At 72.0% G+C, this 18600-nt stretch carries 17 protein-coding genes; 8 read left to right on the forward strand and 9 right to left on the reverse strand.

Annotated elements, in window-relative coordinates; all coding sequences use genetic code 11:
- The first annotated feature begins 31 nt into the window (after window positions 1–31).
- Window positions 32–2833, forward strand: a complete 2802-nt coding sequence (locus LMH63_RS13970; protein ID WP_109678787.1) for a valine--tRNA ligase — start codon at window positions 32–34, stop codon at window positions 2831–2833.
- Here LMH63_RS13970 and nudC read toward each other — a convergent pair whose 3' ends face one another.
- From nudC to LMH63_RS14000, 6 genes are all read right to left on the reverse strand, one after another.
- The gene (gene nudC / locus LMH63_RS13975) at window positions 2834–3778 is read right to left on the reverse strand and encodes an NAD(+) diphosphatase (RefSeq protein ID WP_109678867.1); all 945 of its coding nucleotides are present in this window, start codon (window positions 3776–3778) and stop codon (window positions 2834–2836) included. It lies immediately after the preceding gene.
- A 44-nt stretch (window positions 3779–3822) separates the two neighbouring features.
- On the reverse strand, window positions 3823–4338 hold the full coding sequence (locus LMH63_RS13980) for a BLUF domain-containing protein (RefSeq protein WP_109678786.1): 516 nt from the start codon (window positions 4336–4338) through the stop codon (window positions 3823–3825).
- A 71-nt stretch (window positions 4339–4409) separates the two neighbouring features.
- Window positions 4410–5084: an energy-coupling factor ABC transporter permease gene (locus LMH63_RS13985; protein WP_109678785.1), complete on the reverse strand. Its 675-nt coding sequence runs from the start codon at window positions 5082–5084 to the stop codon at window positions 4410–4412.
- A gap of 95 nt (window positions 5085–5179) precedes the next feature.
- A complete protein-coding gene (locus tag LMH63_RS13990; protein ID WP_109678784.1) occupies window positions 5180–5536 on the reverse strand; it encodes a hypothetical protein in 357 nt (118 codons plus the stop codon).
- Window positions 5537–5786: 250 nt separating this feature from the next.
- Window positions 5787–6191 carry an Hsp20/alpha crystallin family protein gene (locus tag LMH63_RS13995; protein WP_109678783.1) on the reverse strand — a complete coding sequence of 135 codons (405 nt, stop codon included), beginning with the start codon at window positions 6189–6191 and terminating at the stop codon, window positions 5787–5789.
- Window positions 6192–6209: 18 nt separating this feature from the next.
- Window positions 6210–6656: an Hsp20/alpha crystallin family protein gene (locus LMH63_RS14000; RefSeq protein WP_109678782.1), complete on the reverse strand. Its 447-nt coding sequence runs from the start codon at window positions 6654–6656 to the stop codon at window positions 6210–6212.
- 281 nt (window positions 6657–6937) lie between these two features.
- On the opposite strand from LMH63_RS14000, the gene LMH63_RS14005 reads away from it, so the two are divergent.
- Window positions 6938–7420, forward strand: a complete 483-nt coding sequence (locus LMH63_RS14005) for a hypothetical protein (protein ID WP_109678781.1) — start codon at window positions 6938–6940, stop codon at window positions 7418–7420.
- Between the two features lie 6 nt (window positions 7421–7426).
- Here the strand turns inward: LMH63_RS14005 and LMH63_RS14010 are convergent, their stop codons facing one another.
- The gene (locus tag LMH63_RS14010; RefSeq protein WP_109678780.1) at window positions 7427–8197 is read right to left on the reverse strand and encodes a Crp/Fnr family transcriptional regulator; all 771 of its coding nucleotides are present in this window, start codon (window positions 8195–8197) and stop codon (window positions 7427–7429) included.
- A 317-nt stretch (window positions 8198–8514) separates the two neighbouring features.
- Here LMH63_RS14010 and fsa point away from each other — a divergent pair, with 317 nt between their 5' ends.
- The 4 genes from fsa (at window position 8515) to LMH63_RS14030 (ending at window position 13371) form a co-directional block, all read left to right on the forward strand.
- Entirely contained in the window at window positions 8515–9177 is a 663-nt protein-coding gene (gene fsa / locus LMH63_RS14015; protein ID WP_109678779.1) for a fructose-6-phosphate aldolase, read from the forward strand.
- Window positions 9178–9187: 10 nt separating this feature from the next.
- Window positions 9188–10822: a ribulokinase gene (locus LMH63_RS14020; RefSeq protein WP_109678778.1), complete on the forward strand. Its 1635-nt coding sequence runs from the start codon at window positions 9188–9190 to the stop codon at window positions 10820–10822.
- Between the two features lie 14 nt (window positions 10823–10836).
- Window positions 10837–12321, forward strand: a complete 1485-nt coding sequence (xylB, locus tag LMH63_RS14025; protein ID WP_109678777.1) for a xylulokinase — start codon at window positions 10837–10839, stop codon at window positions 12319–12321.
- Window positions 12322–12519: 198 nt separating this feature from the next.
- Window positions 12520–13371, forward strand: a complete 852-nt coding sequence (locus LMH63_RS14030) for a sugar phosphate isomerase/epimerase family protein (RefSeq protein ID WP_109678776.1) — start codon at window positions 12520–12522, stop codon at window positions 13369–13371.
- A gap of 35 nt (window positions 13372–13406) precedes the next feature.
- Here LMH63_RS14030 and LMH63_RS14035 read toward each other — a convergent pair whose 3' ends face one another.
- Window positions 13407–14924 carry a xylulokinase gene (locus LMH63_RS14035; protein WP_109678775.1) on the reverse strand — a complete coding sequence of 506 codons (1518 nt, stop codon included), beginning with the start codon at window positions 14922–14924 and terminating at the stop codon, window positions 13407–13409.
- A 9-nt stretch (window positions 14925–14933) separates the two neighbouring features.
- Window positions 14934–16043, reverse strand: coding sequence for an ABC transporter ATP-binding protein (locus LMH63_RS14040; RefSeq protein ID WP_109678774.1), 1110 nt, complete (start codon window positions 16041–16043; stop codon window positions 14934–14936).
- 115 nt (window positions 16044–16158) lie between these two features.
- On the opposite strand from LMH63_RS14040, the gene LMH63_RS14045 reads away from it, so the two are divergent.
- A complete protein-coding gene (locus LMH63_RS14045; RefSeq protein ID WP_109678773.1) occupies window positions 16159–17187 on the forward strand; it encodes a zinc-dependent alcohol dehydrogenase in 1029 nt (342 codons plus the stop codon).
- 59 nt (window positions 17188–17246) lie between these two features.
- Entirely contained in the window at window positions 17247–18587 is a 1341-nt protein-coding gene (locus LMH63_RS14050; protein ID WP_109678772.1) for an ABC transporter substrate-binding protein, read from the forward strand.
- Window positions 18588–18600 lie beyond the last annotated feature (13 nt).

The following is an 18600-nucleotide window of genomic DNA, read 5'->3' on the forward strand; positions in this document are numbered from 1 at the left end:
TTTCCCCGCGCGAGAGTGGATGCCGCCGACGATGGAGAAGACCTACGACCCGGGCCGGATCGAGCCGCAGTGGTACGCGTGGTGGGAGCAGCACGGGCACTTTCGGCCGAGCGGCGAGGGCGAGCCCTACTGCATCATGATCCCGCCGCCGAACGTGACCGGCACCCTGCACATGGGTCACGCCTTCCAGGACACCATCATGGACATCCTCACCCGCTATCACCGGATGGCGGGTCGCAACACGCTCTGGCAGCCGGGCACGGACCATGCCGGGATCGCCACCCAGATGGTGGTGGAGCGCCAGCTCAACGCCGAAGGCAAGAGCCGGCACGAGCTCGGCCGCGAGGCCTTCGTGGAGCGGATCTGGCAGTGGAAGGCGGAGTCCGGCGGCACCATCCAGAACCAGCTGCGGCGGCTCGGCGCCTCGGTGGACTGGAGTCGCGAGCGCTTCACCATGGACGAGGGGCTCTCCGCGGCGGTGCGCGAAGTGTTCGTGCGCCTCTACGAGGAGGGGCTGATCTACCGCGGTCAGCGGCTGGTCAACTGGGATCCGGTTCTGCAGACCGCGGTCTCCGATCTGGAGGTGGAATCCGCGGAGGAGCAGGGTCAGATCTGGCACCTGCGCTACCCCCTGGCCGATGGCAGCGGCAGCCTGACCGTGGCCACCACCCGCCCGGAGACCATGCTCGGCGACACCGCCGTGGCCGTGAACCCGGACGACGAGCGCTTCCGCCACCTCATCGGCCGGCATGTGCGCCTGCCGCTGGTGGGCCGCGAGATCCCCATCGTCGCCGATGACTACGTCGACCCGGCGTTCGGCACCGGCTGCCTCAAGATCACCCCCGCGCACGACTTCAACGACTACCAGGTGGGCCTGCGCCACGGCTGCGAGCCGATCAACATCTTCACGCCGGACGCCCGGGTCAATGACAACGCCCCCGAGCGCTATCGTGGCCTCGACCGGTTCGAGGCCCGCGAGCGCGTGGTCGCCGACCTGGAGGCGGAGGGCCTGCTCGAGCGCGTGGAGGCGCACCGGCTGGTGGTGCCCCGGGGCGACCGCACCGGGGCGGTGATCGAGCCCTATCTCACCTTCCAGTGGTTCGTCGATCTCACCCGGGAGACCCAGGACGACGGCCGCCCCGGCGGCTGGCGCGAGATTACCGCGCCCGCGATCGACGCCGTGCGCGAGGGGCGCATCCGCTTCATCCCCGGCAACTGGGAGAAGACCTACTTCAACTGGCTGGAGGACATCCAGGACTGGTGCATCAGCCGCCAGCTCTGGTGGGGCCACCGCATCCCGGCCTGGTACGACGAGGCGGGCAACGTGTACGTCGGCCGTGACGAGGCTGCCGTGCGCGCGCGCCACGGGCTCGGCCCCGAGGTGGCACTGACCCAGGACGCGGACGTGCTGGACACCTGGTTCTCCTCGGCGCTCTGGCCCTTCTCCACGCTGGGCTGGCCGGAGAAGACCCCGGAGCTCGCCACCTTCTACCCCACGAGCACCCTGGTCACGGGCTTCGACATCATCTTCTTCTGGGTGGCCCGGATGATCATGATGGGGCTGAAGTTCATGGGCGACGTGCCGTTCCGCGAGGTCTACATCCACGGCCTGGTGCGCGACTCCGACGGCAACAAGATGTCCAAGTCCAAGGGCAACGTGCTCGATCCCATCGATATCGTCGACGGCATCGACCTGGAGTCCCTGGTCGCCAAGCGCACCACCGGGCTGATGCGCCCGCAGCTTGCCCCGAGCATCGAGCGCCAGACCCGCCAGCACTTTCCCGAGGGCATCGCCGCCCATGGCACCGACGCCCTGCGCTTCACCTTCGCGAGCCTCGCCACCACCGGGCGGGACGTGGTCTTCGACATGGGCCGGGTGGACGGCTACCGCAACTTCTGCAACAAGCTCTGGAACGCCGCCCGCTACGTGCTCATGAACACCGAGGGCGAGGACTGCGGCGCCGAGGGCGGCGAGGTCACCCTCGGTAGCGCCGAGCGCTGGATCATCTCGCGGCTGCAGCACACCGAGCGCGCCGTGGCCGGGAATATCCGGGGCTACCGCATGGATCTGGCTGCGCAGGCCCTCTACGAGTTTCTCTGGGACGAGTACTGCGACTGGTACCTGGAGCTCTCCAAGCCGGTGCTCCAGGGCGAGGCCGACGCCGCCACGCGGCGCGGCACGCGGCGCACGCTGGTGCGGGTGCTGGAGGCCGTGCTGCGCCTCGCCCACCCGTTCATGCCCTTCATCACCGAGGAGATCTGGCAGCGGGTGGCCCCGCTCGCCGGGCGCCGGGGCGAGAGCATCATGCGCGCGCCGTTCCCGGAGCCGGACCCGTCCCGGGAGGACGCCGCCGCCGAGGCGGAGATCGCGTGGCTGCAGCGCTTCATTCTGGGCGTGCGCCGCATCCGCGGGGAAATGAACATCAGCCCCACGCGGCCGCTGCCGCTGCTGCTGCAGAACGCGAGCGCGGCCGACCGCGAGCGCATCGCCCGCCATCGCGAGGCCCTGGACTTCCTCGCGCGGCTCGAGTCCCTGCGTACCCTCGAGCCCGGCGAAAGCGCGCCGGAGTCGGCGCTCGCCCTGGTGGACGAGCTCGAGCTGCGGGTGCCGATGGCAGGCCTGATCGACAAGCAGGCCGAGCTGGAACGCCTGGCGAAGGAGCGCAGCCGCGTCGCCAGGGATCTGGAGCGCACCGAGGGCAAGCTCGCCAACGACCGCTTCGTCGAGCGCGCCCCGGAGGCGGTGGTGCAGAAGGAGCGCGACAAGCTCGCCGACCTGCGCGCCACCCTCGCCCGCCTGGACGAGCAGACCCGGCGCATCGAGGCGATCTGATCAGCGCCCCTCGGCCCAGCTGCGGATGAGCCAGCGGGCGATGGAGTCATGGCGCGGCAGCTGCACGGCCGCGGACTCATCCCCCCAATCGCCCGCCGCCAGCACCTCCGCCGGCGTGAACCAGCGCGCCTCGCGGATCTCCTCGCCGTCGGGGACGATCGCCCCGGGCCGCGCCCGGGCGCGAAAGCCGAGCATGAGCTGGCCGGGGAACGGCCAGGGCTGGGATGCCTGGTAGCGAACGTCGTCCACGGCGATGCCCACCTCTTCCCACACCTCCCGCGCCACGGCCTCCTCCAGGCTCTCCCCCGGCTCCACGAAGCCGGCCAGCGTCGTGAACATCCGCTCGGGCAGCCGGGCATGCCGGGCCAGCAGGCAGACCTCGCCGTCCGCCCCAGGCGCCGTGACCAGCATGATCACCGCCGGATCCGTCCGCGGGTAATGCTCCCGGGCGCAGTCGGGGTGGGTGCAGCGGCGCAGGTGCCCGGCCCGCTCGCTCGCCGTGGGGCTGCCGCAGCGCCCGCAGAACCGGTGCTGGCGGTGCCAGTGCAGCAGGGCCCGGGCGTAGGCGAGCACCTGGGCGTCCCGCCGGGGCAGCGCCGGGCCGACGCGGCGCAGGTCGAGTGCTTCTGCCGCCGGGTCCAGAGCCGCCAGCGCCGGCGGCTCGTGGTCGGAGAGGTCGAAGGCGAATACCGGGACCCCATCCTCCAGGCCGAGGAAGGCGCAATCCTCCGGGCCGAACCCGATTCCACGCAGGCGCGCTCCGGAGACGCCGAGGGCCCGGTAGCCGCAGGCGCGCTCGGCCACGACCACCACCTGCCCTCGCCATACCGCCACCGCACGGGCGCGCTCGTCTGCCAGCCGGGCAGCCAGCCAGTCCGGTGTATGCCGCCGGTCGCCCAGACGGTCGAGATAGGCGCCGGTGTAGCTCAGGTCGGGGGCGGTCATGGCCGGATGGTCCGCAACCGCCACGCGACTGTCCAGTCGCCGTCTCAGCCGAGGCCGAGCAGGCGCTTCCAGAGGGGCCGCTGGGCCCGGCGCTGCGTGCCGCGTTCATGGGCGTGCGCCGCCATGGTGGGATCGACCCCCACGACGCAGGCCTCGAGGAATTCCTGGATGAACGCCTCGGTAAACTGGTACGGATTGAACTCGAGCCGGTAGCGCTCCAGCAGCCCGCGCAGATCCCGCTCGATGGGCAGGTACTTCATGGACCAGTCGCCGAACAGCCGCTCGCCGACCGGGGAGAACGTGAGCGTCTTCACGTCCCTGTGGCGCGGGTCGCGACTGATGCGCTCGTAGAGCTTCTGCACCGCGTCGCGCTCGCCCTCCAGGCACTGGAAGAAGTAGCCGTTGCCATAGTGCAGGACGCCACCGACGGCAAGCTCGCGGTTGTTGCGGCGGGACTGCTTCAGGATGCGCGCGACCTCCACCTCCACGCCGCCCTGGACACTGGGTTCGAAGGTCGCCGTGCTGGCGTAGTTCAGACGCACGAGTTCCTCTGCTGCCATCAGGCCTCCTGGTGCCGATTCGCTGCGTCGGGGGAGGCTCGAACATAGCACGGCGCGCCGATCGGCCCGGCTCACTCGTCATCCAGATAGGCACGGTCATCGAAACTGCGCACCCACTCCGGGCGGAATACGGCGAGGGCGGTGATCACTGCGCCGTTGATGAATCCCTCGGGGAAGAGCAGCAACGGCATCAACGCCAGGTAATCGGCGCGCACTGTCGCCGGCGGCTGCAGCCCGAGGGCGAGGATGAGCAGCGCCGAGGCGAGCACGACGCTGCCCAGTGCCAGCATCCCGCCCAGGAAACCGCTGCCGAGGAAGTAGATGAACGGGTGCGCCGGCAGCCGCCGCCGCAACAGCCCGTGCAGGCGGCTCGCCACGGTAACGGGCAGCGCCACCAGCAGCAGGCCGTGGACGCCGAAGGCAAGCGGCGCCTGGATGCCGGCCCCGGCAAGCAGCACGAGCACGGCGCCGCCGGCCACCAGGGCCAGCGCCGGCCCGAACATCAGGACCAAGGTGGCGGTGCCGAGGAGATGCAGCGTCAGCCCCTCGCGCACGCCCACCTGCATGCTCCAGAGCAACGCCGACAGGGCGATGGCCGCGGCGTACACGGACACCAGACCATTCGCCTGCAGCAGCCGCCAGGGCGCGGCCACCAGGGCCCGCAGCAGCAGGCCGCACCACGCGGCAGCCGCCGCCAGCAGGAGCCACAGCGGCAGGGCTTCGGCTGGGAGATTCAGGACGCACACTCCCGGCGGCGATAAACGCTCACCGGGACTCTACGGGTTGACGGCGGTCCTGCGGCTGATCGCGGTCAAGCCCGGATCAGCCGCAGGCCGGGCCCTCAGGCCGCCCGCTCGCGATCGGCCGGATCGGTCACCGGCCCGACCTTCAGCGAGGTCAGCGCCGGCTCCGGCAGCCTGGCCACGGGTATCCGGCGCCAGACCACAACGAGCGCAGCGATCAGCAGCACCGAGACGACCACTGGCCACACGCCGTGACCGTCTTCCGGGGCATTGAGAAAGTGCTCGAAGGCGAAGCCGAAGCTCATGGCGAAGAGCATGGTCACCCCGGGGGCGACGATCCACTCCACCAGCCGGTCGGGCCAGCCGCCGCCGGGGGATCGGGTGACGGCGCGCACGCCGAAACGCAGGATCAGCATGGCCACGACCAGCAGAATCGAGGCAGTCACGAGCATCATGGGAGTAATCTCGAACAGGTCTCCGTGAAGAGACCGCAAGGCGGCCCTGGCGCCGGTAGCAGTCGGAGACGATCAGCAGGGTCGGCGCGGGCCTCACGGATCGCCCTGCTGTCGCGTTATTCCGAATCTTCGTATACGCCTGCCCTTGCCGCTGCGCAAGCGTCGCCGCGAACCGACTCGAGCAGGCACAGAAAGAGCCGGACATCCCCGGAGGAGATGCCCGGTATCACTGGGCGTCGTCCGACGCGGATCAGGCGGCCTTCACCTCGATGCGCCGGCGGCGATGGCTGGACTTCTTCGGCAGGGTGACCGTCACCACGCCGTTGTCCATCTCCGCGCGAATGCCCTCGGTGTCCACTTCCTGGCCGAGGCTGAAACGCCGCCGGTAGCGGGAGCCGCCGACCTCGGCGTAGGTCGCGGCGATGCCCTCCGGCATGTCCACCGCGATCCGCCCCTCCAGGGTCAGCACCTGGTTGTCCACCTCGATGCTGACCGCATCCGGCGCGACGCCGGGCATGTCCGCGAAGATGCGGATGCTGTCGTCCTGCTCGCCGATGTCCACCAGCGGCAGGAGGTGGCGCACGTTCTGCGCCTCGGCGGCGCTGCCGCCCTGGCTCTCCATGTTCTGACCCTGAACCGTCTTCAGCTCGCTCATGGTCCTATCACCTCCCGATCAGGCGGCCTTGACCTCGATGCGCCGCGGCTGCAGCGCCTCGGTCTTCGGCAGACGGATGGTCACTACGCCGTTGCGGAAGCTCGCCTCGGCGGCATCCGCATCCAGGCCCTCGGGCAGGCTGATGCTGCGCACGAACTCACCCTGCGGGCGCTCACGGCGATACCAGGTAATGCCGTCGTCGCCGGCAGGCTCCCGCCGGCCGCGCAACGTGAGCACGTTGTTCTCGATGCTCACGTCCAGGTCCTCGGCGCGCAGCCCGGGGGCGAACACATAGACCTGGATGGCATCGTCAGTGCTCCCGAGGTTGATCCGCGGGAAGGTTCCCTGCGGCGCACGCAGGTCGCTCAGGCCGAAGTCGCGGAACGTATCGTCCATCCACTGCCGCATCCACTCGAACTCGCGGCCGATGGCCGGGGAATCGAAACGCCACAGATCGCCGAACATGGTTGCTTTCCTCCCATCTGAACACCTCACGATCTGCCAGCGCTGGGGGGCACGGCAGCGCCGCACCCGCCCGGCATCCCGAAAAATAGGGGCATTGCGCGTCGCTTCAACCCCCCCCCAATGCCAACCGGTTCCGGGCGTTCATCCAGGTCAAGGAAGGCGTCGACGACCCCCTGTCGCACGGCTCTGGCTCCCTATACTCCCGGGGCCGGAACACTTCCCACAGCGCGACCGGCCCGCCTCCGGCGCGCCCGTAGACGACCCGAAGGAGGTTCGCACTCATGGAGACACGAAGCACGGAGCATTTCCTGCGTCAGCTCGGCGACATCCAGCAGCAGTTCCTGGCCGATCTCGTCCGCAGCAGCCGGGCGCTCGGTGACAGCCGGGGTGATGTCGGCGACGTCTTTCGCGAGCAGCTGCACTGCTATCGCCGGGCAGTGGACGACACCCTGCGCCTCGAGCACGAGCTGTGCGAGTCCCTGAAGTCCGAGCAGCAGAGCGGTGAGGCGGACGCCGGACTCGCCCGCTTCGCCGCGGACCTGGCCGAGACCGGCATCGAGTTCCGTGAGCAGTTGTGGCACACCTGGTTCGAAACGGCCGACCGCCTCGGCGACGGCAGCCTCGGCACGTTCGTGCACCCGCTGCGCTTCTGGAGCCAGATGCTCCGGCGCGAGGAGGGCAGCCAGCCCGCCGCCGACCAGCCCCCGGCAGCAGAGCACAAACCGTCAGCCGCCGACATACCGCGGACGCAGCAGCGGGCCTGACCCGCATCAGACCACGCGCTCGGGCCGGTGGCGCATGGCGCCGCCGGCCATTGCCCGCAGGGCCTCCGGATCCTGCAGCATCACCTCCCCGCCATGGGACCGGAGCAGCCCGTCCGCCTCCAGCTCATGCAGCGCCCGGCTCACCGTCGCCGGTGCCAGCCGCAGATAGCTGGCGAGATCCCGCCAGGTCATGCCGAGGTGCAGCTGCGTCGACGAGAGGCCGCGTCGGGCCTGGCGGTCGACCAGGTCCACCAGCACCGACGCCACCCGCTCGCGCGCCGTCCGCCGCCCGAACAGGCCGAGCATATCCCGCGCCTTGGCCAGCTCGTGGCTCAGCAGCCGGAGAAAGTGCTCGTGCAGCGCCGGCAGCTCGCGCATCAGTGCCTGCACCTCGGGGTACGCCAGCAGGCAGACGCTGCTAGTGTCCACCGCCGTGATGGAGTCGCGGTGACGGCCGTCGGCAACGGCGTCCAGCCCGGCAATCTCCCCGGGCAGGACGAAGCCCGTGATCAGGCGGCCGTCACTGGCGTCCCAGCGGTGGGTACGCAGCAGCCCCGAACGCACGACCATGAGATTGCGCAGCGGCGCCCCGGCCCGCACCAGCACCCGGCCGCGGGCATAGGGCCTCGGGTGCTGCACCACGCCCTGGAGGCGCGCCAGCCCCTCACGGTCCAGAGCGCTGGTCAGGCACAGGAAACGCAGGCTGCACTCGCGGCAGTCGCCGCGGACGGAAGACGCGGGCGATTCGACCCTCAACAGCGGGCTCCGCTGGGCCATGGCTCCCTCCTGCACGAGGCGTCGCCCCCCCCGGGGGGACGGCAGCTCGCCGTCGCCCCTGTGCAGATACTGGAGGCGAAAGGTGACATTTCCACCACCGTCCGACGGCCGCCGCACCGTGGCCGGCTCACTCCCCCAGCGTTATCCTCGGCCGAGGTCGCATTCGCATCCGGCTCATGGGCCCGGCGCCGCAGATCCGAAGGGCCCCGGGGCCGCTGTCGGGCTGACGCAGAGCCGAACTTGCATTACATTTGTAAATTAAACAGGACATATGTTCTCTGCGCCCCGAGGCAGCGGGCGCATCCCGGGAGGATCACATGAAATTCTTCGTCGACACCGCCGATACCGGCGAGATCCGCCGCCTCGCGGCCATGGGCCTGCTGGATGGCGTGACCACCAACCCCAGCCTGGTGGCCAAGACCGGCCGCGACTTCCTCGATACCGTGCGCGAAATCTGCGACGTGGTGGCGGGGCCGGTAAGCGCCGAGGTGGCCGCCACGGACTTCGAGACCATGCTCGCCGAGGGGCGCGTCCTCGCCGCCCTGGCCCCCAACGTGGCGGTCAAGGTGCCCCTCACCCCGGACGGCATCCGCACCTGCAGCGCCCTCGCCGCCGAGGGCGTCACGGTGAACGTCACCCTCTGCTTCTCCGCGGCGCAGGCGCTGCTCGCCGCCAAGGCGGGCGCGGCCTTCGTCTCGCCCTTCGTGGGCCGCCTGGACGACATCGGCATGGAGGGCATGGCGCTGATCCGCGACATCGTCGACATCTACGGGCAGTACCCGGACATCCGCACTCAGGTGCTCGCCGCCTCCATCCGCAGCGCGCAGCACGCCGTACAGGCGGCGCAGGCCGGCGCCGACGTCGCCACCCTGCCCCCGGCGGTGATCGACCAGATGTTCCGCCACCCGCTCACCGACAGCGGCCTGGAGCGCTTCGTCGCCGACTGGCAGAGCACCGGCCAGCGCATCCTGCGCGACTGAACGACCCGCCGTGGCCGGGTCGTCCTACGTCATCGGCATCGACTTCGGCACCGGCAGCGCCCGGGCGGTGCTGGTGGACGCTGCCGACGGCCGCCTGGCGGGACATGCGCAGGCCGCCTATCCCCACGGGGTGATGACCGGCACCCTGCCGGGCGGCGAGGCGCTGCCCCCGGACTGGGCGCTGCAGGACGCCGACGATTACCTCGCCGTCACCCGTGAGCTGCTCACGAGCCTGGGTGAACGGGCCCGCGCCGACCGCGCAGAGGTGCTGGCGGTCGGGCTCGATTTCACCGCCTCCACGCCGCTGCCGGCACGCGCCGACGGCGCCCCGCTCAGCCGCCTGCACCCCGGCGCGCCCCACGCCTACGTGAAGCTCTGGAAACACCACGCCGCCGAGCCCTGGGCGCAGCGCCTCAACGCCCGTGGCGGCGATTTCCTGCGCTATACGGGCGGCATGACCTCCTGCGAGTGGCTGCCGGCCAAGGCCGGCCAGCTGGCCTCTGAGGCGCCTGCGCTGTGGGCGGAGACCGAGCGCTTCATCGAGGCCGGCGACTGGATGGTCTGGCAGCTCACGGGGCGCGAGGTCCGCAGCAGCTGCCAGGCCGGCTACAAGGCCCACCATGTCACCGGCGAGGGCTATCCCGAGGCGCTGGAGGCGGAGGCGCCGGGGCTGCGCGCACGTCTCGCCGAGCCGCGGCCCATCGGCACCGCGGCGGGTGCGCTCGGCGGCGACTGGCTACGGGAGACGGGACTGCCCGGAGAGCCGGTGGTGGCGGTGGCGACGGTGGACGCTCACGCCGTGGTGCCGGCGGTGGGCGTGGCGCGGCCCGGCGCGCTGGTCGCCTCCCTTGGCACCTCCGCCTGCCACCTGATGGTGGACCCGCACTGCCATTGCATCCCCGGCGTGGCCGGCGTGGTCCGGGACGGCATCCTGCCGGGATACTGGGGCTACGAGTGCGGCCAGGCCGGCTTCGGCGACCTGCTCGCCTGGTTCGTCGCCGCTTTCGCGCCGGACGAGCCGCGCGAGCAGGCCTTCGCGCGCTTCCGGGAGGCCGCGGCCGCGCTCGCCCCCGGGGAGAGCGGCGTGCTGGCCCTGGACTGGTGGCATGGCTGCCGTACCCCGCTGATGAACCCCGGGCTCTCCGGGCTGTTCGTCGGCATGACCCTGGAGACCTCGCCGGCGGCGCTCTACCGTGCCCTGCTGGAGAGCCTCTGCCTCGGCACCCGCCGGGTGATCGACACTCTCACCGGCGGCGGGCTGGCCGTGAACGCACTGCTGCTCACCAGTGGTCTCGCGGAACGCAATCCCCTGCTGGTGCGCCTGATGGCGGACATCACCGGCCGCTCCGTGCAGGTGCCGGAGGTCACCGAGGCCACCGCTCGCGGAGCCGCCATCCACGCCCTCGCCGCCAGCGGCGCGGTGGCCGGCTTCGACGAGGCCGTGGCGCGCCTCGGCGCCCGCAGCGCCCGCAGCCACGAGCCCGATCCCGCAGCGGTGGCTGTCTACGACGAGCTCTACGCGCTGTACGGGGAGCTCGCCGGGCAGTTCGGCGATGGCCGGCTGATGGCTCGCCTGCGCGCCCTGCAGCCGCAGCGGCAGCCGGCCGGTGGCGGGCCGCCCGCGCCCTCCCCCGAAGGCTGCTGAAGCGGTTGCAGACCATGCCCGACTCCGACCTCTACCTCGGCATCGATCTCGGCACCTCGGCACTCAAGGCGGTGCTCACCGACCCGACGGGCGCGGTACGCGCCGAGGCCGAGGCGGGCTATGCCGTGTCCCGGCCCCGGCCGCTGTGGTCCGAGCAGCAGCCGGAGGACTGGTGGCAGGCCTGCCGGCACGCGCTCGCGCAACTGGCGGCGAACGGCGCGCCGCTGGACCGGGTGGCCGCCGTCGGCGTCGCCGGGCAGATGCACGGCGCCGTGCTGCTCGATGACCGCGCGGCCGTGCTGCGTCCGGCGATTCTCTGGAACGACGGCCGCAGCGCCCGGGAGTGCGGGGAGCTGGAGCGGCGGGTGCCGGATCTGCGCCGGCGCACGGGCAATCTCTGCATGCCGGGGTTCACGGCGCCGAAGCTGCTCTGGGTGGCCCGCCACGAGCCCGGGCTGGCCGCCCGCGTGGCCCGCGTGCTGCTGCCCAAGGACTATCTCGTCCACCGTCTCACCGGCCGCTTCAGCACGGACCCCTCGGATGCCGCCGGCACCCTGTGGCTGGATCCGGCGCGACGCGACTGGGACGACACCCTGCTTGCCGCCTGCGGGCTCACCCGCGCGCACATGCCCTCGCTGCACGAGGGCTGCGCCGTGGTGGGTCCGGTGCAGCCGGCGGCCGCGGCCACCCTGGGGCTGCCCGAGGTGCCGGTGGTGGCCGGTGCCGGGGACAACGCCGGCGGGGCGGTGGGTGCAGGCGTGGTGCAGCCGGGGCAGGGACTGCTCTCCCTCGGCACCTCGGGGGTGATCTTCGTCGCCTCCGACCGCCACCACCCGCTGCCGGAGCGCACCGTGCACGCCTTCTGCCACTGCCTCCCGCGGCGCTGGCACCAGATGACGGTCACCCTGTCCGCCGCGGAGTGCCTGCGCTGGCTCGCGCAGGTGACGGGCAGCGCCCCGGGCGAGCTCATCGCCCGGCTGGAGGCCTCGGGGCGCCGCGAAACGGGGGTGCTGTTCCTGCCCTATCTCTCCGGCGAGCGCACGCCCCACAACGACCCCGACGCCGTCGGTCTCTTTCACGGCCTGCGCGCCGATACCGACAGCACCGACCTAACCCTGGCCGTGCTCGAAGGCGTGGCCTTCGCCTTTGCCGACGGCTTCGAGGCGCTGCAGGCGGCGGGCAGCGCCCCGGAGCGGCTCGCCATCATCGGCGGCGGAGCCCGCTCGCCGCTGTGGCGCCAGCTCTGCGCCGACACCCTGGGCGTGCCCCTGGAGTACCGCGAGAGCGGCGCCGTCGGCCCGGCCTGCGGCGCGGCCCGCCTGGCGCGTCTGGGCGCGCGGGGCGGCGACGTCGAGGCGGCGATCCGCGAGGACTGCCTGCAGCCGCCGCTGCAGGCGACTGCGGAACCGGACGGCTCGCGCCGGGACTACCTGGCGGCGCGGCTCGATCGATACCGGCGCCTCTACCGGCTCACCCGTCCCCTGCACGCGGCGGACTGACCACGGCGACCCAGCCCGCTGCAGCGGCTGCAGCTGCCGGTAGGCATGCGCATGGACCCCACCCCTGCCCCGAGGCCTCGGCAGGGCGCGCGGTGCGCCCGGCGTCCCGCCTGGTGTAGGCTCCGGGACCGGGCCGCGCAGCCCGTGCCGGCCGGCCCGGGCGAGAGCGGCTGGCCGCAACCGGGGAGGGAGATCGAGATGGCCGAGTTCGGCGCCCATGCCTTCATCTGGGAGAGCGACTGGAACCCGGCGAGCGCGCGGCGGGTGATCGCCGGGGCGGCCGCCGCGGGGCTCGATTTCGTGGAGATCCCGCTGCTGCGGCCGGAGTCGATGGACACGGCGGGCACCCGGCGGCTGCTCGCCGAGCACCGGCTCGGGGTGCGCTGCTCGCTCGGGCTGCCGCCGGCGGCGAGCCTGCCGGCGCACCCGCAGGCGGCGGAGGCGTTCCTGTGCCGGGCACTGGACGTGACCCGGGCGCTCGGCGGCCCGGTGCTGACCGGCGTGATCTACGGCACCCTGGGGCAGCTTCCCGGGCACCCGCCGCGACCGGGAGACCTGGATATCGTCGCCCAAACCCTGCGCCGGGTGGCCGCGTACGCGGCCGACCAGGGCCTCGCCCTCGGCATCGAGCCGGTGAACCGTTACGAAACCCACCTGGTTAACCTGACGGACCAGGCCTTGGAGCTGCTGGACGCCATTGGCGCGGACAACGTCTTCCTGCACCTCGACACCTACCACATGAACGTGGAGGAGAAAGGCTTCCGTGGACCCGTCGAGGCGGCCGGGAAGCGCCTGCGCTACATCCACCTCTCGGAGAGCGACCGGGGCACGCCGGGCACCGGCAACGTGCACTGGGACGAGGTCTTCGACGGCCTTGCCGCCATCGGCTACCGCGGCGACCTGGTGATGGAGTCCTTCGCCGCGGTGAACGAGGACATTGCCCGCGCCACCTGCATCTGGCGCCAGGTCGCGCCCGACCCGGACACGCTGGTGCGCGAGGGCCTCGCCTTCCTGCGCGGGAAGGCCACCGCCCGCGGCCTCATCCCGTAGCTCGCGCAGACACCTGGCCCGTATATCTCACCGATTCACGGCTGCGGGCGCGGATCCAGCTCGCGCAGCAGCGGGGCGAGTGTCCCGTAGATGCGCTGGTGGACGCCACGCAGGCGGGCGTAGGCGGAGGCCGCGTCCGGAGCGGGGGTGAAGACATCCCCCCCGCGCGGGGCCATGGCTGCGGCGGCGGTCTCCAGGTCCGGGTGCAGACCCGCACCCACGGCGGCGCACACCGCCGCGCCGAGCGCCGCCGCCTCCAGGCCCGGCTGGCGGCGCACCGGCAGGTCGAGGGCGTCGGCGTGCACCCGGCACCAGAGATCGCTCGCCGCCGGGCCGCCGATGGCGACGGCCTCCCGCGGCGCGAGTCCCGCCTCGTCGCGCAGGGCGGCCAGGAAGCCGGCCTGCTCCAGGGCGACGCCTTCCACCACCGCCCGGTACAGGCTCGCGCGGTCGTCGGCGTCGCTGAGGCCAAGCACCGCGCCCCGGGCAGCGTCGTCCCAGTGCGGGTTCATCACCCCCTCCCAGTAGGGCAGCAGGAGCACCCCGTGGCCGCCGGGGGGCAGCGCGGCGGCCTCCGCCTCGAGCGCCGCCAGGGCCTCGCGGTCGCGCACCGGATCGAGGCCGGCGACGCGCTTGAGCAGCCAGTCCGATAGCAGCGCGCCGCTGCGCAGGCTGCTCTCCAGGTAGTAGCCGCGCCCGGCGCCGGCGGTCAGCGTTCGCCACCGGGGCGAAACCTCGGGCGTGCGGCTCCAGGCCCCGGCGACCACGGCGGTACCGAGGTTGAGGTAGAGGCGGCCGTTGTCGAGGGCAGCAACGCCGAGCCCGGCGCACTGGCCGTCGCCGCCGCCGGCCACCAGTGGCGTGCCGGCCGGCAGGCCGGTGGCCGCCGCGGCCTCGGCGTGCAGCGCGCCGATGGGCTCGCCAGGGGCAAGCACCTCCGGCAGCTGCGCCGGCTGCACGTTCACCAGCCGGCAGATCGCCTCCGACCAGGCGAGGGTGCGGAGATCGAGCAGGCCGAGCGGGTCCGCGCCGCTCCAGCTGGTGGCCCGGCGGCCCGTAAGGCGCTCCGCAAGCCAGGCCTGGACGTCGCAGAAGCCAGCCGCGGCGCGGAATGCCTGCGGGCGCTCGGCGGCCAGCCAGGCGATCTTGTAGAGCGCGGGCCCGTAGTTGGGGGTCTTGCCGCTGAGCGCGCGCAGGTGCTCGGCAGGGAGATCCCGGTGCAGGCCTTCCACCCAGGGCGCGCCGCGGCGGTCGAGCCAGAGCAGCGCCGGGTGCAGGGCCCGCCCGGCGGCGTCCACGGGGACGAAGGTCTCGCGCTGATGGGCAATGGCCAGAGCCGCCGGTGGCCCCGGCAGCCGCGGCGCAAGCGCGCGCAGCGTGCCCGCGAGCGCCCGCCACCAGTCCTCCGGATCCTGCTCGTAGCGGTGCGGGCCGGGGCGCGCCAGCGGCAGCGCCGCGCGCGCCTCGCCCAGGGGCCGGCCCGCGGCGTCCCAGGCGCAGGCCTTGACCGCCGTGGTGCTGACATCGACGCCGATGAGCGGCGCAGCGGTCATCGGCGCGCCTCAGGCGGCGGCGTCGAGGCGCGGGCAGGCCTGCTCGTCACCGCGGAAGAGATGGCAGCGGTGCGCCGGCACGCCCACCTCGACCTGATCCCCCGGGCGCACCGGCGTGTCCCCGGAGGCCTTGACCTCGAGCATGGCCTCACCGGCGAGGCGCACGTGCAGGAGCGTTTCCCCGCCCAGGTGCTCCACCACCACCGCCTCGCCGCGCAGGCGCAGGTCGCTCGGCGCCTCGGCGCCCGGCTCCACCAGGTGTTCCGGGCGCACGCCGAGCACCAGCCGCTCGCCGTCGAGCGCACCGCCGTCCACCGCGAGCGCCAGCCGCTCGCCGCCCGGCAGGCGCACCTGCGGGCGGCCGTCGCCGTCGAGGCCGTCCAGCGCGACGTCCAGAAAGTTCATCCTGGGTGAGCCGATGAATCCGGCCACGAACCGGTTGGCCGGCTCGCGGTAGAGCGCGAGCGGGCTGCCGATCTGCTCCACGCGGCCGTCACGCAGCACCACGATGCGGTCGGCCATGGTCATGGCCTCGGTCTGGTCGTGGGTGACGTAGATCATGGTCGCGTGCAGGCGCTGGTGCAGGCGGATGATCTCCAGGCGCATCTGCACCCGCAGCGCCGCATCCAGGTTGGAGAGCGGCTCGTCGAAGAGGAACACCTTGGGATCCCGGACGATGGCCCGCCCCACCGCCACGCGCTGGCGCTGCCCGCCGGAGAGCGCGCGCGGCTTGCGCTCGAGCAGGGGCTCGATCTGCAGGATGGCCGCCGCCTCCTGCACCCGCCGGCGGATCTCCTCCTCGGGGCGGCGCGCCATGCGAAGGCCGAAGGCGATGTTCTCGAACACGGTCATGTGCGGGAACAGCGCGTAGGACTGGAACACCATGGCGACGCCGCGCTCGGCGGGATCCACGTCGGTGACGTCCTCGCCACCGATGACGATGCGTCCGGACTGTACCGGCTCGAGCCCGGCGATGCTGCGCAGCAGGGTGGACTTGCCGCAGCCCGAGGGGCCCACGAAGACCATGAACTCCCGCTCCTCGACGTCGATGCTGATGTCCCGGAGGACGTGCACGTCGCCATAGTGCTTGTCGATGCGGGACAGGGTGACCGCCGTCATCTGCTCTCCTCCCCGGTGCGGGCTTTCGTCGCCCGGCGCTTGACAACTGCCTGGAACCCGATATTACTTTTGTAACTCAAACAAGACAAATGTTCAGACTCCAGGAGGCCAGCCGGTGCGCGCAACGTTCATCCACGGGGTCCGCGACGTGCGGACCGGCGAGAAGGCCGCTCCGGAACGCACCGGTGACGAGGTCCTCATCCGCGTCGCGGGGGTCGGCGTCTGCGGCAGCGATCTCCACTACTACCTCGAGGGCGGCATCGGCAGCGCCCATATCCACGCACCGTTCATCCCCGGACACGAGTTCGCCGGCTGGGTCACCGAGGACCGGCCCGAGCTCGGCCTACACCGCGGTCAGCTGGTGGCCGTGGACCCCGCCCGGCCCTGCGGGCACTGCGAGTGGTGCGGGCGTGGCCATGTCAACCTCTGCCCGAACGTGGTCTTCACCGGCGCACCGCCCCATCACGGCGCCATGACGGAAACCATAGCCGTTGCGCCGGAGCAGATCTTCCCCGTGCCGGAGCATTTCACGGTGGCCCAGGCGGTGATGCTGGAGCCCCTCGGGGTGGCCGTGCACGCCATGGACCTCGCCAAGCAGCGGGTGCTGGAGACCGTGGCCGTGCTCGGCTGCGGGCCGATCGGCCTTTGCCTGCTGCAGCTCGCACGCCGCGCCGGCGCCGAGCGGGTCTACGCGGTGGATCCCTGCGACTACCGCGCCGAGGCGGCGCTGCGCCTCGGTGCCGACCGCGTGGACGCGAGCCATGAGCGCATTGACGAGTGGACCGGGGGCCGCGGCTGCGACCTGGTGCTGGAGGCGACCAACGCGCCCGCGGGCTTCCAGATCGCGGTGGACAGCGCCGCCATTGGCGGGCGCGTGATCATGGCCGGCATCCCGGATGGCAACGCCTACCACCTCGACGCCGCGCAGGTGCGCCGCAAGGGCCTGGTGATCAAGTTCGTGCGCCGCATGGGCCACGTCTATCCACGGGCGATCAAGCTGGTCGCCGCGGGCGGCGTGGACGTGGAGTCCGTCGTCACCCACCGCTTTCCCCTGCAGGAGGCGGGGCGGGCCTTCGAGCTCCAGACCGAGCGGCGCGACGGGGCCATCAAGAGCCTGATCGTGCCGCAGGAGCGCTTCGAATAACGCAGAAAGGCAACGACGACCAGCGGGGCCAACCCCGCACCCAACGAGGAGGAGAAACCATGCGAGTCCCGATGAGCGCTCTCGCCGCTGCGGCGGCGATGACCGTAAGCGGCCAGGCCCTGGCCTGGTCCCTGGAGGAGGCGGCGGCGCCCTACGAGGGCACCACCATCAAGGCGATCTTCCTGGACCGTCCCGGCTACGCCGCGGCGGCGGAGCTCATCCCCGAGTTCGAGGAGCGCACCGGCATCGACGTCACCTGGGAGACGCTGCCCTACGAGAACTCCCGCGAGCGCCAGGTGCTGAACTTCGTCGGCGGCGGCGACATCGACGTGGTGCTCGTGGACGTGGTGTGGATCGGCGAGTTCGCCGCCAACGGCTGGGTGACGCCCATGTCCGAGTTCTACGAGGACGAGGACCTGGCGGATCCGGACCTGAACCTCGACGACTTCTTCCCGGTGCTGCTGGAATCCTTCGGCACCTGGGACGAGGTGGTCTACGGCCTGCCCTTCGACAACTACTCCGGCCTGCTCTACTACAACGAGTGCATGCTCGAGGAGGCCGGCTTCGACGGTCCGCCGCAGACCTGGACCGAGCTGCTGGAGGACTACGGCCCGGCGCTGACCGATGCGGACAGTGACCGCTACGCCTTCGCCCTGCAGTCCCGCCGCGGCGAGACCCAGTCCGCGGACAGCTTCATGCGCGTGCTCTGGCCCTTCGGCGGCTCGCTGCTCGACGAGAATTTCCGCTCCAATCTCACCTCCGAGGAATCCCTGCGCGGGCTGCGCTTCCGCCAGGAGCTGATGGACTACATGCCCCCGGGCATCGTCGACTACGACCATGCCGAGGCGGTGGATGCCCTCGCCCAGGGCCAGGTGGCGATGATCACCGAGTGGTCGGCCTTCTACCCGACCCTGGCGGATCCGGACCAGTCGCGCATCACCGACTGCCTGGGCGTGACCACCGAGCCCGAGGGCCCGGCGGGGCTGAAGCCCGCGCTCGGCGGCTTCTCCCTCGCCATCTCCTCCCAGAGCAGCCCGGCCCAGCAGGCGGCGGCCTGGCTGTTCATCCAGTGGATCACCTCCCAGGACAAGGCCCGGGACTACGTCGAGGCCGGGGGCGTCAGCGGCCGCATGTCGGTGTACGAGGACGAGCAGCTGCTCGAGGAGTACCCGTACATCGAGCCCATGGTGCAGTCCTGGCAGGCGGACACCGCGGTCCCGGACTTCCGCCCGCGCTTCCCCGAGTGGCCTGAGCTCTCCGAGATCATCGCCCTCTACGGCACGCGCATGATGCTTGGCGAGCTCGGCGTCGAGGAAGGTGCCCGGGAGCTCGGCGAGGAGGTCGAGCAGGTCCTCGAGGAAGCGGGGTACTACAGTGGCGACAAGCCGCTGCTGAAGTAGACCACGCGCGCCC

It is taken from the genome of Spiribacter halobius (genome assembly GCF_020883455.1).
GTDB classification, from domain to species: Bacteria; Pseudomonadota; Gammaproteobacteria; order Nitrococcales; family Nitrococcaceae; genus Sediminicurvatus; species Sediminicurvatus halobius.

Bases quoted from the DNA above. Each gene is read 5' to 3' on its own strand.
- xylB (WP_109678777.1), top strand. From the start codon at position 10,837: ATGCCCGACTCCGACCTCTACCTCGGCATCGATCTCGGCACCTCGGCA.
- LMH63_RS13980 (WP_109678786.1), bottom strand. From the start codon at position 4,338: ATGGCAGCAGAGGAACTCGTGCGTCTGAACTACGCCAGCACGGCGACC.
- LMH63_RS14005 (WP_109678781.1), top strand. From the start codon at position 6,938: ATGGAGACACGAAGCACGGAGCATTTCCTGCGTCAGCTCGGCGACATC.
- LMH63_RS14010 (WP_109678780.1), bottom strand. From the start codon at position 8,197: ATGGCCCAGCGGAGCCCGCTGTTGAGGGTCGAATCGCCCGCGTCTTCC.
- LMH63_RS14000 (WP_109678782.1), bottom strand. From the start codon at position 6,656: ATGTTCGGCGATCTGTGGCGTTTCGATTCCCCGGCCATCGGCCGCGAG.
- LMH63_RS14040 (WP_109678774.1), bottom strand. From the start codon at position 16,043: ATGACGGCGGTCACCCTGTCCCGCATCGACAAGCACTATGGCGACGTG.
- LMH63_RS14050 (WP_109678772.1), top strand. From the start codon at position 17,247: ATGCGAGTCCCGATGAGCGCTCTCGCCGCTGCGGCGGCGATGACCGTA.
- LMH63_RS13970 (WP_109678787.1), top strand. From the start codon at position 32: ATGGAGAAGACCTACGACCCGGGCCGGATCGAGCCGCAGTGGTACGCG.
- LMH63_RS13995 (WP_109678783.1), bottom strand. From the start codon at position 6,191: ATGAGCGAGCTGAAGACGGTTCAGGGTCAGAACATGGAGAGCCAGGGC.
- fsa (WP_109678779.1), top strand. From the start codon at position 8,515: ATGAAATTCTTCGTCGACACCGCCGATACCGGCGAGATCCGCCGCCTC.
- LMH63_RS13990 (WP_109678784.1), bottom strand. From the start codon at position 5,536: ATGATGCTCGTGACTGCCTCGATTCTGCTGGTCGTGGCCATGCTGATC.
- nudC (WP_109678867.1), bottom strand. From the start codon at position 3,778: ATGACCGCCCCCGACCTGAGCTACACCGGCGCCTATCTCGACCGTCTG.
- LMH63_RS14035 (WP_109678775.1), bottom strand. From the start codon at position 14,924: ATGACCGCTGCGCCGCTCATCGGCGTCGATGTCAGCACCACGGCGGTC.
- LMH63_RS14030 (WP_109678776.1), top strand. From the start codon at position 12,520: ATGGCCGAGTTCGGCGCCCATGCCTTCATCTGGGAGAGCGACTGGAAC.